The sequence below is a fragment of the Paraliobacillus sp. JSM ZJ581 genome, assembly GCF_044383835.1.
Taxonomy (GTDB): Bacteria; Bacillota; Bacilli; order Bacillales; family Amphibacillaceae; genus Paraliobacillus.
Genome location: NZ_JBISEP010000003.1, coordinates 144,933 through 159,007, shown reverse-complemented (window position 1 = coordinate 159,007; position 14,075 = coordinate 144,933). Strand labels below are relative to the sequence as shown.

Sequence of the window (14,075 nt, the reverse complement as noted above, 5' to 3'; positions counted from 1 at the left end):
AATATCTCATTCTCCATTGTTAGATGAGTAATTTGATTATTAATTCGTTCATCCTCACTTGAAAACGCAGGACCGTGTCCAAATGTATATTGTTTACCAATTGGTTGATCAAACCGGTAGATTTCTCCCTTCTTATACCATCTCATCCATGTGTCCACTTGTGATTTGTTTTTAATTCCATACTTACTCATAATTTCTCTTGTAGTTAAATTACCTTCAAGTTTTTCTCTTACAACTGCCCATTTAATTTCACTTGTATATACGTTTTTACCCACGCAAAAACACCTCCGATAAATATACTTGTTTAAAGTATTACCATTTTGGAGGTGTTTTATATTGTTTCACTAATTTAGGTTAGTTCAGATTGCCTATCTAGGTAACAGGTGTTTTTTATGAGATATTTATGCATTTGATAAAATGAATGATACTTTACTGAAATTCATAGCTCATGAAGGTAGTACCTTCAAGGCATTCTGTTTAATACTTTGTTTGTGAAAATAATAAGATAGACAGGCGAAATGACATTTTACATGGCAGGGGTAGTTATGACAGGGAATGGCTAAAAAACTAATGAGAATGACAAAGCTCGTAGCGATAAAAGGTAGGTTGCGTAAGAAGGTAACTAGTTTAGCGTCAGGGCAGATAAAATTGGGTTGTATTTTATTAGAGATGGTCGTATAATACTCGCTATTCGTTTAAAAAGCGTTACATAAATTTTAATTTTGTAACGGGAGGGTGAAAATTTGAACGTTGTTGGGTATATACAAGTCACCACTTAAGAACAAACAAGAGATGAATACAGCTTGAAATATTAAGAAGATGAAATTAAAGTATACCGTATAGAACAAGACTCGAATTTGATCCGTATTTTTAGTAATGAAGGAATTAGTGGAATATGCGGTTGCTAGTCTTACGGCATTCGATATGTATAAAACAACAAAAAGCTTACAAGTCATAAAAAACACCGAATATGGTATATATGGATTAATTTCCGCTAATGGTTTTTCTGAGTATTTAACTGGAAAAGATATGTTAGGCAATGAGCTCACTACGAGTCAACGGCAAGCAAGCTTATCACTCGGTTTAGCAGGGATCCTTCCTACGGCGATAGAACTGACACCTGCATCTAAGGCTGTTACCAAAGATATCACTAAAAAAGCACATGAACGCGTCGTTCGAAACACGCAATCGGCAAGATCCTTCGTCGATCGTTGGTTTAACGGACTTGTTTTACAAACGGATGTTGCGACGGCAGGAGGCCCACGCTTACCCATCAACGCGATGCGTGATACTCACGTACAACAAGAGATACACACGAGCTTTGCGAAAGTTACTAAGGGTACGGGTAATGGTAATAAGTTAAAAATAGAAGATTTCACTAAAGAGATATTGGAGATTAAACCAATGAACTCTCCAATACCTGAAAAGTGGTATGAAAAAGGTGGAAGTATCTCCATCGAAAATAATGGTACTTGGACTTATACTAACAAGTCTGGAGCATCAGTAAGCTACCCGAATGGTTATCCAAATTTTACACCTTTTATGCATCCAAATGTTAAGCCTGTAAAAATAGGAGTTCATTCTCCTAAAAATAATCCGAAAGATTTTGAAAATGCAAACAAAGCAGCTAGACTTACAAAAGATACCGATCCACGAATAATAGATATTAGAAGGCCGCCAGACGGTTATACGTGGCATCATCATGAAGATGGAAAAACAATGATGCTAGTAGATGAAGATATCCACAGAGAGTTTAGGCACATTGGTGGTCAATCAAAGGTTAATGGGAAAAATAAGTAATGATATAGGAGTGAGAGTATGACAAAAATGCTTAGTGTAAATCCAAAAGTTTCTTTACAGCATATAAAACAATTTGAACAAGAGTATGAAGTTACGCTACCTAAGCAATATGTTGATTTTCTACTAGAATACAATGGAGGATTTCCTCAAGAATCTAACTTTAAAATCTCTGATAATGAAGGAGAGAGTTTAGTCAATAAGTTTTATGGGATTGGTGATATGAAAAGTAATTTAGGTAAAGTTTTTGAGGTATTAGAAGGAGAAATACCAGAAAATTTTATTTCAATTGGTAATGACCCTGGAGGAAATGAGATTTTATTAGGAGTTAGTGGAGAGTATCAGGGAAAAGTATATTTTTGGATTCATGATATAGAACCCGAAGACGAAATGGACAATATGTTTATCCTTGCAGATAGTTTTACTGGGTTCTTTAAGAACTTATATGAATCAGAATAATGGATACTTATAGAAAGCTACATTTAAAGGGCTGAACTTTTCATAATAATATAAATACGAATGATAATTAGTCGAGACGACATTTTAAACATACGATTTATTGTTGCAGGGAACAAACCAAAATCTTACGAAATTAAGCAGGCTCGTGAGTTTACAGATAGAATTAGTAATGAATTACTTTATAGAATTAAAATAAAGTACTTGATTGCCTATCTAGGTAACAGGTGTTTTTTATGAGATATTTATGCATTTGATAAAATGAATGATACTTTACTGAAATTCATAGCTCATGAAGGTAGTACCGTCAAGGCATTCTGTTTTAGTACTTTGTTTGTGAAAATAATAAGATAAACAGGCGAGATGACACTTTACATGGCAGGGGTAGTTATGACAGGGAATGGCTAAAAAACTAATGAGAATGACAAAGCTTGTGGCGATAAAAGGTAGGTTACATAATAAGGTAACTAGTTTAGCGTCAGGGCAGATAAAATCGGGTTGTATTTTTATTAGAGATGGTCGTATAATACTCGCTATTCGTTTAAAAAGCGTTACATAAATTTTAATTTTCGTAACGAGAGGGTGAGAAATTTGAACGTTGTTAGGTATATACGAGTCTCAACTCAAGGTCAAGCAAGAATTGAATACAGCTTGAATTATTAAGAAGATGAAATTAAAGTATACTGTTAAGAACAAGACTTAAACTTGATACATATTTTTAGAAATGAAGGAATTAGTGGAATATGCGGTTGCAAGTGATGCAAATGATGTAGTTGCCTATCAAAAGACATCCCCATAGCTTTCCTTTTTTTTTTATTATATATTTTCCATAAAATTGCTTGAATGCAGTATTTTTCATTTTTTCCCTCTTACTGATTTTCTAAGGTGCAAGGAGGGAATACCACGAACTATAGTACTATATCGAACAATTCCAATCGACTTAATCTCTTGCCATGTGTGTATTTATCGGCGAGTTGGATAAGCGTTTTTTTATGAGAAAAGTAGTGGCATGCCTTAGTTGTCAATATGGTAGAAAAATGTTTTGGAGAAACAAGGTTGGTGAGAGATGGGGCTGTTTGTTATACAGGTAACTAATCTTCTTATTTTTATATTAGGAAGATCAAGAATCCATCGAGTACCTTCCTCCTGTTCTCCCAATCATCAATGCCACATGCTTGCATTACGTATTTTTTTGCATGATTATTCGTGCAAAATCAAATATGGATAAAAACCTTCGATGCCTTTATTATAAAAACATAAACAGCAAAGGAGTGATTTAATGAGTATGATGGATACAATTGAACGAATTCCTGTTCAGTTAAAGAAAATCATAAGTAATAAAGACATGCTAGAAAGTAAACTTCAAGATAATTTGAAAGCGGATACTACTTATAAAAAAATTGTGATTATTGCATCTGGCACTTCTTATAATGCAGCGTTCACAACAAAGCTCTTTGCGGAAAATGTAATCGGTTTCCCGATTGAGATTGTTTATCCGAATATATTTGTTCATTACTACAATCACGATTTATTGCGGAATGATAGCTTATACATTTTCATTTCACAAGGAGGAAAAACAAAGCTCGTCTATGACGCATTAAAGTTGGTGAAATCAAAAGGCTTGACAGCAATCTCACTAACGGAAACATTAGACACACCAATAGCTAGTGAGGCAAACATTCCCATTGAAATTGGATCAGAGAATGAGGAGTATATCTATAGAACACTAGGGTATTCTGCAACATGTGCAACACTGTATTGGCTGTTCATTTGTCTTGCTCGTTTAAATAAAAATATTTCAGATTATGATGTAGAGAAATATGCAGATGATTTTTTAGCGACGGCGAATAATTTATCGGCTATTACGCAACATACTTTGGCATGGTATGACAAGCATAAATATCAACTGATGCGAAAAGCGAATTTTTTATTTGCCGGAACAAATGATTTATGGCCAGTAGCACAGGAAGCAGATATCAAATTCATGGAGATGCTACCTGTTTTCACAAATAGTTTTGAATTAGAAGAACTGATTCATGGCCCACAAAACGCCTTTGATAGTACGATTGGTTATTTCATTCTTAGCAGAGCAGGTGAGGATGATGAAAAGGCAAGTAAAATAGCAACTTTCATATCTGAAGAGATTGCACCTTGTTATGTGATAGGTGATACAAGTAAAGCTGATTTTCGTATACAATCTGTGAGTAAATCGTTCCATGCATTAGAATACATTACTTTCTTCCAAGTGCTGGCTTATCAGTTAGCGACAGACAAGGGAAGAGATTTAACGAAAGGGATTTACCCACAAGTAACAGATTATATTAATAAAACATTGTAAACGAGGGGGGGTATTGATATGAAGAAAATTTTAGTAGCAACGCATGCGAGGTTTGCAGAAGGAATTGTTTCTTCCACTAATTTAATTCTAGGTGAACAAGAAAATTTACATTTCATCAATGCATACACAGATGAAACGCCCTTTAATGAAAAATTAGAAGCATTTATAACGAAGCTAGATGAGCAAGATACATTAATTGTTTTTACCGATATCTTCGGTGGGAGTGTCAACCAAACAACACTTGGTTATTTAAATAGAGAAAATGTATATCTTATTTCAGGGGTAAATCTTCCAGTGTTATTGGAAGTGGTTATGTTAGGTGAAGATCAGATTAATGAGGAAAAACTTAAAGAAATTGTAAATACGTCAAGAGAACAAATTATTTTCGCGAATGGTGAAATCAATAAAATGAAGGAAAACGCGGATGATGATTTTGATCTATAAATGAAAACAAGGAGGAGATAGACAATGATAGTAAAACTAAGAATTGATGATCGCTTACTACATGGACAAGTTGCCTATAGTTGGAGATCTGCACTATCTTATGAAGCGATTGTAATCGCAGATGATAATGCAGCAAATGACGACATACGAAAAATGGCTTTGAAAACAAGCAATCCTGATGGAGTTAGATTAGCTATTCGTTCCGTTGATGAGGCAGCAAAATTAGTAGAGAATCCAAAACTGCAATCGATGAAAGTATTTGTAATTTGTTCTAATCCAAAATCAGCATATGAGTTATTGGAACAAATTAAGGAAGAGCCTGTTTTAAACGTAGGAGGTATGCAAAAGTATGACGATAAGGTGTTATTATCTCCTGCCGTGTATGTATCAAAAGAAGATATTGCATATCTAGATAAAATTCAAGAAAAAGGAATTGAAATTGAGGTTCGTCAGGTTCCTAATGAAAATGCTAAAAACTATAACGATTTAAAAAAGAAATTATCTTTCTAAATTTGAAGCGGAGGGGAAACACCTATGCAAACAGCAATTATTGTTGGTTTAATTTTAGCCATTCTATGGTTTGTTGAAAAAATGCTCGGAACACCGATGGTTATTCGACCAATTGTTGTATCAACGATTGTCGGGGCAGCATTGGGAGATTTACAAACAGGTATTTTAGTAGGGGCAACATTAGAACTTGTATTTATGGGATTTATTCAAGTAGGGGGCGCTGTTCCACCAGATGTTCTTGTCGGAGCAGGTCTAGGTACGACGTTTGCAATTATGAGTGGAAATGGTGCTGACGTAGCTTTAGCACTCGCTTTACCAATCGCTTTATTAGCGCAATCATTAAAAGTTATTGTATTTATCGTAAGAAGTTGGTTTATGGACTTTGCAATGAGACTTGCTAAAGAAGCAAACATTAAAGGTCTTATTACTCTGAATATAGCTGGGCTTTTACTACAATCAGCTATGTACTTTGTAGTCGCTTTTGTTGCTATCTTATTTGGTTCAAATGCAGTAGAAGCATTTATTAACAATATACCTGAGGCGATTAAGAATGGATTAGAAGTAGCTGGAGGGTTATTACCAGCTGTTGGGTTTGCATTGCTACTATTGCCGATGATGAACAAAAACAATGTGCTTTATTTCTTACTTGGCTTCGCTTTATTTGCTTATTTGAACCTACCAGTTCTAGGTATTACTTTATTCGGAGTAGTTCTTGCATTCGTTATTGTATTTGAGATGAAGGGAAAGCAAGGGGAAACGACAGAAGCGAGTACAACAGATGAGGAGGAGTTATTCGATGTCTGAGAAAAAGAAATTGACCAAAGATGAAAAGAAATTAATGCGTGAAATATTCTGGAGTTCTTTCATGCTTGAAGCTTCCTACAATTACGAAAGACAACAGGCACTGGGTTTCTCTATCGGTATGTGGCCGGCGATTAAGCGTTACTATAAAAATAAGAAAGATCAAGCGGAAGCATTAGAACGTCACATGGCTATTTTTAATACGACACCACATGTTGTAACAACTATTACTGGTGTAGCAACAGCGCTTGAAAAAGAAGCAAGTGAAAATCCTAAATTCGATAAAAGTATTATCAACAATGTAAAAGTTGGGTTGATGGGACCATTTGCAGGTATCGGTGACTCATTATTTTGGGGAACGTTAAGAGTCATTTCAGTTGGTATTGGATTATCGTTAGCACAACAAGGGAGTATTTTAGGTCCTATTCTATTCTTATTACTATTTAATGTACCCCATATGCTCGTCCGTTATTATGGTGGTGTGTTTGGATATAAATTCGGTACATCACTTATGGGGAAAGCAAGTAGCTCGGGAATTATGCAAAAAATTTCTAAGGCTGCAACTATTGTCGGATTGATGGTAATTGGAGCAATGACCGCCTCAATGGTAAAATTACAATCGGCTCTTGTGTTTACGGTCGGAGAAGAAAAGCTCCCGATGCAGGATTATATCGATCAAATTTTCCCATTATTATTACCATTACTTTATACGCTCTTCATGTTCTATTTATTGAAGAAAGGGAAGAAGCCAACAACTATTTTGTTAATCACGATCGCAATAGGTATTGGTGGCTCATTACTAGGTCTAATTTAATCGGTGGGGGGATTTTCCCCCTCCCATTAATGTTCACTCGATTGCATGCACGGATTAGTTAAGAAACGAATGATAATAAAGACAAATTGCACAATTACTAGGGTTAAGACTTGACTGTCTGTAAACCTACGATAAAATGACTATAATCAGATGATTACAGTTATTTTTTTTAGGAGGCTATCCTCATGTTAGATTTCAATAGAAGGCAATTACTTATTTTAAATGAGTTACAGGAACAAGAAATGACTACTGCTTCAAGTCTAGCATTAGTGGTGGAAGCTTCCGTTCGTACGGTTAAAAATGATATTTCAATGTTGAAAAAGAAACTAAAAAATGAAGGAATAGAAATAAAGTCAAGTCCTAATAAAGGTTATCATTTATGGTATAAAGATGATTATTCCAAAGAATTCTTAACAAAAGGTTTAGCTTCAATAGATATTAAACGATTGAACTTATTTAAACGAAATAATTATGAAAGAATATTTTATATTATTCGAGCGTTGTTACTAAGTAAAGGCTATATCAAATTAGATCATCTAGCAGAAAAGATGTTTATTAGCCGTTCTACCTTAAATCAGGATATGCCTGAAGTAAAACGAATTTTATCCAAATATCACTTGCATTGTGTTTCTAAAGCAAACTATGGGATTACGATAAAGGGCGATGAATTGGATAAGCGTATTTGTTTTGCTGAATATTTCTTTCACAACAAAACGACGTTTGAAAATAGTAACGAATTAGAGGAGAAATTGTATGATCTCAAACATACGATGATTCCGTTTGTTGAAGAACTATTGCGAACGATTTGTGATCAATATAGTATATCTTTGTCTGATTTTTCATTAAAAAATATAGCGATCCATGCATTAATTTCAATTTTTAGAAGCAATGCTGGTCATACTATAGAAATTTCATCAGAATATGAAAAGGAAATTAATGAGACATATCCAACGATTTATCTTGCGAGTAAAAAGCTCTGTGACACCATTAACCAAGTATTTAAAACAAATCTAGCTAAAAGCGATATTTATTATATTGCCATGCATTTAGAAAGCAAGCAATTGCTTCAATCAACGGATACAGAACCAATGATGTTAGCAGAAGTGCATCGTGTATTGCAAGATGTATATGCAGAAATTAAAAGTAATTTTGATATCGATATTTCAAACGATCCTGTACTTAATGAATATCTTCCCTTACACATTCTTCAAATGATTAAAAGAGTGAACCATCGAATTGTGTTAAGAAATCCGGTCGTTCATGAAAATCTGCAAAAGTATCTTTTTGCTACTAAAGTTACTATCTCTGCAGTGAAGGTGATTGAAGATCATTATCAAATCGAGATAAGTTTAGAGGAATTCGGCTATCTTGCCCTCTATTTTAATGTTGCGTTACGTAATTTGAGAAAAGAAAAAAAGATAACTATTTGTTTGATTAGTGGTCGTGGTCGTGCAGAGACGATTATGTATATTAATGAATTAAAGGAGAACTTCTCGGAAAATAATTATGAGTTAATCAACTATGACTCCTTAGATGAAGCAATGGAGCAAATGAATGATATCGATGTGCTGGTGTCTTCTTACAAGCACAGACTATCAAGGGCTATTCCACAAGTTGCGATTGAAAAAGGGAATTATATTGAAAAAATTAAGCAATTAGTAAATAGACTTGACCTTTTTCAACTAGATATGGAAAGATATTTTAAACCTGCTTATGCAAACTTTCAATTAGAAGGTACGGACAAACGAAGTATTTTAAAAAATATAATGCAAGAATTACAAGGGTTAGGTATTATTGAGAAAAAAACCAAAATAAATACGCCCTTTATCTCTCATGAAATAGGAAACAATATCGTTCATTTGCAAGATCTTTATAAGATCTGTAGAAAACCGATTTGTTATATTGCTGTACTAAAAAAACCAATTATTTGGGACAAAGATATTATTAAAGTATTATTTCTTATTAAGACGAAGCGAGACGGTGATCATCATCTGCCTATTCTATGTGATATGTTTTCAAAATGGACACAAGATAAAGAAAAAGTTAGTCGATTAATTAATCATAAAGATTATGACTCCTTTTTAATGGATATGCAAAATTATTAAAAACAGAAAGACAAGGGATGCTTTTATGAAAAAAACAATAACAGATCTATTATTAATTATTGCTGGAGGAATAATCTTTGCTATTGCTGTTAATTTTTACATGATTCCAAATATGCTATCTGAAGGTGGTGTTATTGGGGTAACTGCAGTTATGCATTATTTGTTCGGCTGGTCAACCGGGGTAGTGAATTTCGTGTTAAATGTCATTCTTGTAGGGATAGGCTATCGTTTTTTTGAAAAAAGAGCATTGTATTATACGATATTTTCTATCATTACCTCATCAATTTTTTTATATGTTACCGAAGATTACGGGCGCATGCTAACAGATGATACGTTATTATCCGCTATCTTTGCAGGTTTATTAGTAGGGATTGGCCTGGGGTTAATTTTTCGCTCAGGCGGTACGAATGGTGGATCGACTGTGCTTGCCAGAATAGCAAATGAATATCTAGGAATGACTATTGGAAATGCGATGCTTTTGATTGATATTGTTGTAGTGGCTGGCTCCTTGTTTGTCATAGGGGTTGATAAAGGGATGTACACACTAATATCTGTATATATTGGAGCGAAAGTGATTGATTACTTTATCGAGGGATTAGATGAAAGGGTTGCTGTATTTATTATGTCTGACCAAGCGGACGAAATTGCCGATACGATAATTCACAAAATGTCTCGTGGATTTACAGTTTTAGATGGATATGGTGGCTATACAGGAGACAACAAAAAAGTACTCTATCTTGTGATTAACAGACAAGAGCTTGCCAAATTAAAAAAACGGATTCGAGATATTGACAGTACGGCATATGTTACTGTTCATCAAGTTCAAGAAGTTATTCGTAAAGGATTTAAAGCCATTGTATAACGAGACAAGGGGAGCTTAGCCCTCTTGTCTCGTTTTCTTTATGTTCTCCAGTTCGTGGAGGGGATGACACTAAAAAGAGCGCTGATGTGAATAAGTGATACGTAGTTTGGTTCTGTGAGATAAACGCTCCTAAGGAATAGACGCAAGGTCAAGATCACTTTTTCTACACAGCTATTCCTTAATTTAGCATGTCATCAAAATATATTTTGGCTACAATAGTTTGATCTGAAACTAAACAAATTGGTTTAGATTGCATGATAAAAAGCGTTTTTTATGGATAATTTGGACAAAAGTAAATCATATTATCCATATACATGTTTTGTGCATAACATGTATTTTTTAATAGTGCATCAATGAAATAGATTATTTTTAAGTGCTTGATGTAATGCTAATACTTGCTGGTATTGTTGTTTTATTTGATAAGTTGATTCCATTAAATGAAGTGTTTGTTTGGATTTGAAGTATATTGTTGTTTGTAATATCGTTGCATGTTCACTTTTATACGATTCAATAGTAAATACGTGATTAGCAATAATCCAACTACAGTGAAAGTTATTTGGCGATTGAGTTGGAAACACATATCTAACAGGTCGTTCACTCATTAAAATAGGTACTTTTTGTTTCTTTCCTAGTAATTGTTGTGAGGCAACTCGCCTTCCGTGAAAGGTTGCACCTCTATTTATACAATTATGTTGAATAATTTCTAATGGTGTTTGTTTAACATAAGTAGTTTTACTTGTTTCGAGTGCCATAGCATGATAATCGATAGCTGATGCAGGTATAATTGCCAACGTTTTTTTCGAAATGATATACTGATCTTCAATTAGCATGGTCACACGTCCTTTACAATTTTGTTTGATCATGTGAATGGACAGAATCTGTATTACTTCACTTAATTTTCCAATACTTCATGTGGAAAAGCTAGGAACTTTAGTGCTAGTATGGAATTAGGATCAAAACTATTTTTCTATTTTTGGAAAGTTGCTATCTGTCTTTTCCTCTAGTATTTGTTTTATTTTTGGCTTGGCTAAGCGAGCCCAATTTTTCACTGCATTCTCGGTTACGTTTTCTTGGTGTGCGATTTGTTTTATCGTTTGTCGATGAATGATATACCCGTTAAACCATTTCATTTGATTGGCTGTTAATTTTTGCTGAATTGCTGCTAATAAATATGGGTCAAAGGGTAACTGGTTGTAGTACACAAGACTGTTTATATCTGTGAGCGCAGCATATTTCTCTTTTCTTTTTTGAACGGATTTTTCTTTTCTCAGTAATGTGAAAAATGATTTTTGAATGGAAAAGTATGCATAACTAGAAAATTTCCCTTTTTCTTGATCATATGTTTGCCAAGCTCGCCATAGTGCGATGATTCCCTCTTGATAAAATTCCTTTTCTGCATCACGTATGCCATATTTATAGAGAAGGTGAAAAATCATCGGTTCAAAATCAGACAGTAATTGCTCAAATGACATTTCCTTATTTCGCATCTATTCGCCCATTCCTTCCAAAGGTACCTTGGTTTTGTTATTCCGCCGGTAAAGCAAGCATAGTTAAATATTGCAAAACGAACAGAATCGGTAAGTAAGAAAATAGATCTTAAAATAAGAGGAAGTTGCATTAAAAATAGAGGATACAAATGTAAAATTGAAACTTGAACTATGTTTTTATAAATTTGCCCAAAATGGGGCAGCCTTTTGTCACATTCGATCATCTCTATATAAAGTTTTAAAAATGGATAAAATCTTATCATCTTTAATGGAAAAAGAGGAGAGTAATGCATATGAATCATAAACAATTGTCGTTAGTACAGCGTGAAGAATTATTGACTATTTTGAAAACACGTTTTGAAAATAACATGGACCGACATAAAAATTTAAAATGGAGTAGCGTAGATGCAAAACTCAAGATGAATGAGGAAAAAATGTGGTCATTACATCAAATGGAAATAACGGGTGGTGAGCCCGATGTGTTAGAGTATAATAAGAAGAAGGATGAATATAATTTCTATGATTGCTCAGAGGAAAGCCCTAAAGGTCGTAGAAGTTTTTGTTATGATCGTGAAGCACTGGAATCAAGAAAGAAATATAAACCGAAAAATAATGCAATAGAGCTGGTAACTACGATGGGGATTGAACTTTTAACAGAAGAACAGTATCGAAAGCTTCAGGAGCTTGAAAAAGTTGATAGAAAAACATCGAGTTGGATACAAACACCTGCGAGTATTAGAAAGCTTGGCGGGGCACTTTTCTGTGATCGTCGTTATGAAAGAGTTTTTGTATACCACAATGGAGCGGAATCTTACTACGCTGCAAGAGGATTCCGTGGCTTACTACGAGTGTAAGTAGACTTTTAGAGATCGCTTTTTCAAAAAGCACAATAAATAAAGTCTTTTCTTAAAAGGGACATAGATATATTTTAATTGATGTAAATATAATAAAGACTGGGGAAATGGTTATGTCCAAGAAAGTAATTTTCATTTTATTTGCAAGTGTTATTTTTGTTGGCCTAATAGTTTATGGTAGTTTACAATACAATCAAAAATTGAAAACAATAAGTAAGCAAGCGCAGAAGAAGATGGAGCAAAGAGTGCACCAATCAGAGCAAGAAAATAGAGATTTTTATACGAAACTAATCAATGAGAAGAAAATTCATTTCATGGTCATTGGGAATGGTTTAGATGAGGAAGAAACATTGCAACAGCAAATAAGTAGTCGAATAGAAAAGAAATACAATAATAAAGTGTATCAACATCAAATTACGAAACAAGGGGCAGATGTGTTCGATGGGTTATTTATGTACGAGAAGGGAAAGAAAGAAATAGAACAGGATTTAGTAATGATCGTTTTTGGCAAACATGATATCGATCGTTTAACGCTAGAGCAATTCGAAAAAAATTATGAAACCCTACTTAATCGAGTAATTGCTGATCAACCTCGAGCAGAAGTCTTTACATTTATTGAAAATGGCTTAAAGAATAATGAGAAGTATGTAAATGCTATTGAAAAAACATCTGATTATTATGGCGTTTTTTCCATTGATGGTGAGGAAGTGTTTGATACTACTGGGAAGTCTATTGCGCAAATAACAACTGAAGAGGGAATCCCTAACGAAGAAGGATATAATTTATATGCTGAATCGATTTTTAACACGATTAATGAAAATGTTATCAACAATAAAACAATCACTTATGCACGTATCGATCCATTACATCAGTTGACCAAGCATGATGATTTTCGTTCTATTAATACACCAAAGGAATCAGATGGATTTGTTTTAGTGGATGATTATTACTCATCTAGTACAATAAATCATTCGATTCGCTATGAATTTACTGGTGATTTACTAGCATTACATCTAAATAATACGGGTGGTGTAATGGAGGTTTATTTAGATGGCGAATATGTGCAACAATATGATTTGAATAATCTACCAAAAGGAGCAATCCACCTGTTAATCACAGATGAATTGAAAAAAGGCGAACATATCGCTCAAATATTTGTTAGAGAATCCGGAAAAACAATACAAATAAAATCACTTATCACAAAATAAATGTGTCTGGACATGCATATCACTTTTGTCTAAAAAATAGGACATTAGGGATCCAAAGTGGTCTAAGGGTAAGAGTAGAAGCAGTATTTGTCATGTGATTTTGAGCAGGATCAATAAGTAAATTATGTTAAAACGCATGTTAATTTTAAACTAACTAAGTCAACGAATTATGCTAATAAAACATAATTCGTTGACTTAAATTTCTAAAAACGATAACATGTAATATAATTTAATAGTACGCACTAGGGGTGTTATTTAACTGAGATGAGTATTACCTCAAACCCTTTGAACCTGAACTAGCTAACACTAGCGTAGGAAAGTGTAGAACCTAATTACATACTTAAAGAGCGAACTCTATATATACATGTAGTTATTTGTTTTACGCAATTTTCCTATGAA

The 14,075-nt window shown here is 33.9% G+C and carries 14 protein-coding genes, 1 pseudogene and 1 riboswitch; of the genes and pseudogenes, 12 read left to right on the top strand and 3 right to left on the bottom strand.

From position 1 onward, the window contains the following. Positions 1 to 191 (bottom strand): annotated as a pseudogene (locus ACH6CY_RS03665) (IS3 family transposase); the annotation flags it as partial. Positions 192 to 555: 364 nt separating this feature from the next. On the opposite strand from ACH6CY_RS03665, the gene ACH6CY_RS03660 reads away from it, so the two are divergent. From ACH6CY_RS03660 to ACH6CY_RS03615, 10 genes are all read left to right on the top strand, one after another. Then, positions 556 to 681 (top strand): hypothetical protein, encoded by a 126-nt coding sequence (locus ACH6CY_RS03660; RefSeq protein WP_374065901.1) that lies wholly within the window; start codon positions 556 to 558, stop codon positions 679 to 681. Positions 682 to 876: 195 nt separating this feature from the next. After that, positions 877 to 1,800, top strand: coding sequence for an HNH endonuclease (locus ACH6CY_RS03655; protein ID WP_374065900.1), 924 nt, complete (start codon positions 877 to 879; stop codon positions 1,798 to 1,800). Between the two features lie 18 nt (positions 1,801 to 1,818). Beyond that, entirely contained in the window at positions 1,819 to 2,256 is a 438-nt protein-coding gene (locus ACH6CY_RS03650) for an SMI1/KNR4 family protein (protein ID WP_374065899.1), read from the top strand. A 1,276-nt stretch (positions 2,257 to 3,532) separates the two neighbouring features. After that, positions 3,533 to 4,591, top strand: a complete 1,059-nt coding sequence (locus ACH6CY_RS03645; RefSeq protein WP_374065898.1) for an SIS domain-containing protein — start codon at positions 3,533 to 3,535, stop codon at positions 4,589 to 4,591. Between the two features lie 18 nt (positions 4,592 to 4,609). Continuing rightward, positions 4,610 to 5,035 carry a PTS sugar transporter subunit IIA gene (locus tag ACH6CY_RS03640; protein WP_374065897.1) on the top strand — a complete coding sequence of 142 codons (426 nt, stop codon included), beginning with the start codon at positions 4,610 to 4,612 and terminating at the stop codon, positions 5,033 to 5,035. Positions 5,036 to 5,059: 24 nt separating this feature from the next. Further along, positions 5,060 to 5,545: a PTS sugar transporter subunit IIB gene (locus tag ACH6CY_RS03635; protein ID WP_374065896.1), complete on the top strand. Its 486-nt coding sequence runs from the start codon at positions 5,060 to 5,062 to the stop codon at positions 5,543 to 5,545. Positions 5,546 to 5,569: 24 nt separating this feature from the next. After that, complete coding sequence (locus tag ACH6CY_RS03630) at positions 5,570 to 6,349, top strand: PTS mannose/fructose/sorbose/N-acetylgalactosamine transporter subunit IIC (RefSeq protein WP_374065895.1); 780 nt, start codon at positions 5,570 to 5,572, stop codon at positions 6,347 to 6,349. Beyond that, the gene (locus tag ACH6CY_RS03625) at positions 6,342 to 7,160 is read left to right on the top strand and encodes a PTS system mannose/fructose/sorbose family transporter subunit IID (RefSeq protein ID WP_374065894.1); all 819 of its coding nucleotides are present in this window, start codon (positions 6,342 to 6,344) and stop codon (positions 7,158 to 7,160) included. Before ACH6CY_RS03630 ends, ACH6CY_RS03625 begins: the two co-directional genes overlap by 8 nt. A gap of 185 nt (positions 7,161 to 7,345) precedes the next feature. Then, on the top strand, positions 7,346 to 9,265 hold the full coding sequence (locus ACH6CY_RS03620) for a BglG family transcription antiterminator (RefSeq protein WP_374065893.1): 1,920 nt from the start codon (positions 7,346 to 7,348) through the stop codon (positions 9,263 to 9,265). A gap of 25 nt (positions 9,266 to 9,290) precedes the next feature. Further along, entirely contained in the window at positions 9,291 to 10,127 is an 837-nt protein-coding gene (locus ACH6CY_RS03615; protein ID WP_374065892.1) for a YitT family protein, read from the top strand. A gap of 350 nt (positions 10,128 to 10,477) precedes the next feature. Here ACH6CY_RS03615 and ACH6CY_RS03610 read toward each other — a convergent pair whose 3' ends face one another. Together ACH6CY_RS03610 and ACH6CY_RS03605 are read right to left on the bottom strand one after the other, a co-directional pair. Further along, positions 10,478 to 10,990, bottom strand: coding sequence for a competence protein ComK (locus tag ACH6CY_RS03610; protein WP_374065891.1), 513 nt, complete (start codon positions 10,988 to 10,990; stop codon positions 10,478 to 10,480). Positions 10,991 to 11,086: 96 nt separating this feature from the next. After that, positions 11,087 to 11,614 carry a sigma-70 family RNA polymerase sigma factor gene (locus tag ACH6CY_RS03605; RefSeq protein WP_374065890.1) on the bottom strand — a complete coding sequence of 176 codons (528 nt, stop codon included), beginning with the start codon at positions 11,612 to 11,614 and terminating at the stop codon, positions 11,087 to 11,089. Between the two features lie 287 nt (positions 11,615 to 11,901). Between ACH6CY_RS03605 and ACH6CY_RS03600 the strand changes: the two genes are divergently transcribed. Together ACH6CY_RS03600 and ACH6CY_RS03595 are read left to right on the top strand one after the other, a co-directional pair. Further along, a complete protein-coding gene (locus ACH6CY_RS03600; RefSeq protein WP_374065889.1) occupies positions 11,902 to 12,468 on the top strand; it encodes a DUF4256 domain-containing protein in 567 nt (188 codons plus the stop codon). 113 nt (positions 12,469 to 12,581) lie between these two features. Next, positions 12,582 to 13,676, top strand: coding sequence for an SGNH/GDSL hydrolase family protein (locus tag ACH6CY_RS03595; RefSeq protein WP_374065888.1), 1,095 nt, complete (start codon positions 12,582 to 12,584; stop codon positions 13,674 to 13,676). Positions 13,677 to 13,910: 234 nt separating this feature from the next. Further along, positions 13,911 to 14,011: riboswitch (TPP riboswitch) on the top strand. Positions 14,012 to 14,075 lie beyond the last annotated feature (64 nt).

Excerpts from the sequence above, each read along its gene's own strand:
- ACH6CY_RS03650 (WP_374065899.1), top strand. The coding sequence starts at position 1,819 with ATGACAAAAATGCTTAGTGTAAATCCAAAAGTTTCTTTACAGCATATA.
- ACH6CY_RS03625 (WP_374065894.1), top strand. The coding sequence starts at position 6,342 with ATGTCTGAGAAAAAGAAATTGACCAAAGATGAAAAGAAATTAATGCGT.
- ACH6CY_RS03645 (WP_374065898.1), top strand. The coding sequence starts at position 3,533 with ATGAGTATGATGGATACAATTGAACGAATTCCTGTTCAGTTAAAGAAA.
- ACH6CY_RS03595 (WP_374065888.1), top strand. The coding sequence starts at position 12,582 with ATGTCCAAGAAAGTAATTTTCATTTTATTTGCAAGTGTTATTTTTGTT.
- ACH6CY_RS03660 (WP_374065901.1), top strand. The coding sequence starts at position 556 with ATGGCTAAAAAACTAATGAGAATGACAAAGCTCGTAGCGATAAAAGGT.
- ACH6CY_RS03635 (WP_374065896.1), top strand. The coding sequence starts at position 5,060 with ATGATAGTAAAACTAAGAATTGATGATCGCTTACTACATGGACAAGTT.
- ACH6CY_RS03640 (WP_374065897.1), top strand. The coding sequence starts at position 4,610 with ATGAAGAAAATTTTAGTAGCAACGCATGCGAGGTTTGCAGAAGGAATT.
- ACH6CY_RS03615 (WP_374065892.1), top strand. The coding sequence starts at position 9,291 with ATGAAAAAAACAATAACAGATCTATTATTAATTATTGCTGGAGGAATA.
- ACH6CY_RS03630 (WP_374065895.1), top strand. The coding sequence starts at position 5,570 with ATGCAAACAGCAATTATTGTTGGTTTAATTTTAGCCATTCTATGGTTT.
- ACH6CY_RS03610 (WP_374065891.1), bottom strand. The coding sequence starts at position 10,990 with ATGATCAAACAAAATTGTAAAGGACGTGTGACCATGCTAATTGAAGAT.
- ACH6CY_RS03620 (WP_374065893.1), top strand. The coding sequence starts at position 7,346 with ATGTTAGATTTCAATAGAAGGCAATTACTTATTTTAAATGAGTTACAG.
- ACH6CY_RS03600 (WP_374065889.1), top strand. The coding sequence starts at position 11,902 with ATGCATATGAATCATAAACAATTGTCGTTAGTACAGCGTGAAGAATTA.
- ACH6CY_RS03605 (WP_374065890.1), bottom strand. The coding sequence starts at position 11,614 with ATGCGAAATAAGGAAATGTCATTTGAGCAATTACTGTCTGATTTTGAA.
- ACH6CY_RS03655 (WP_374065900.1), top strand. The coding sequence starts at position 877 with ATGAAGGAATTAGTGGAATATGCGGTTGCTAGTCTTACGGCATTCGAT.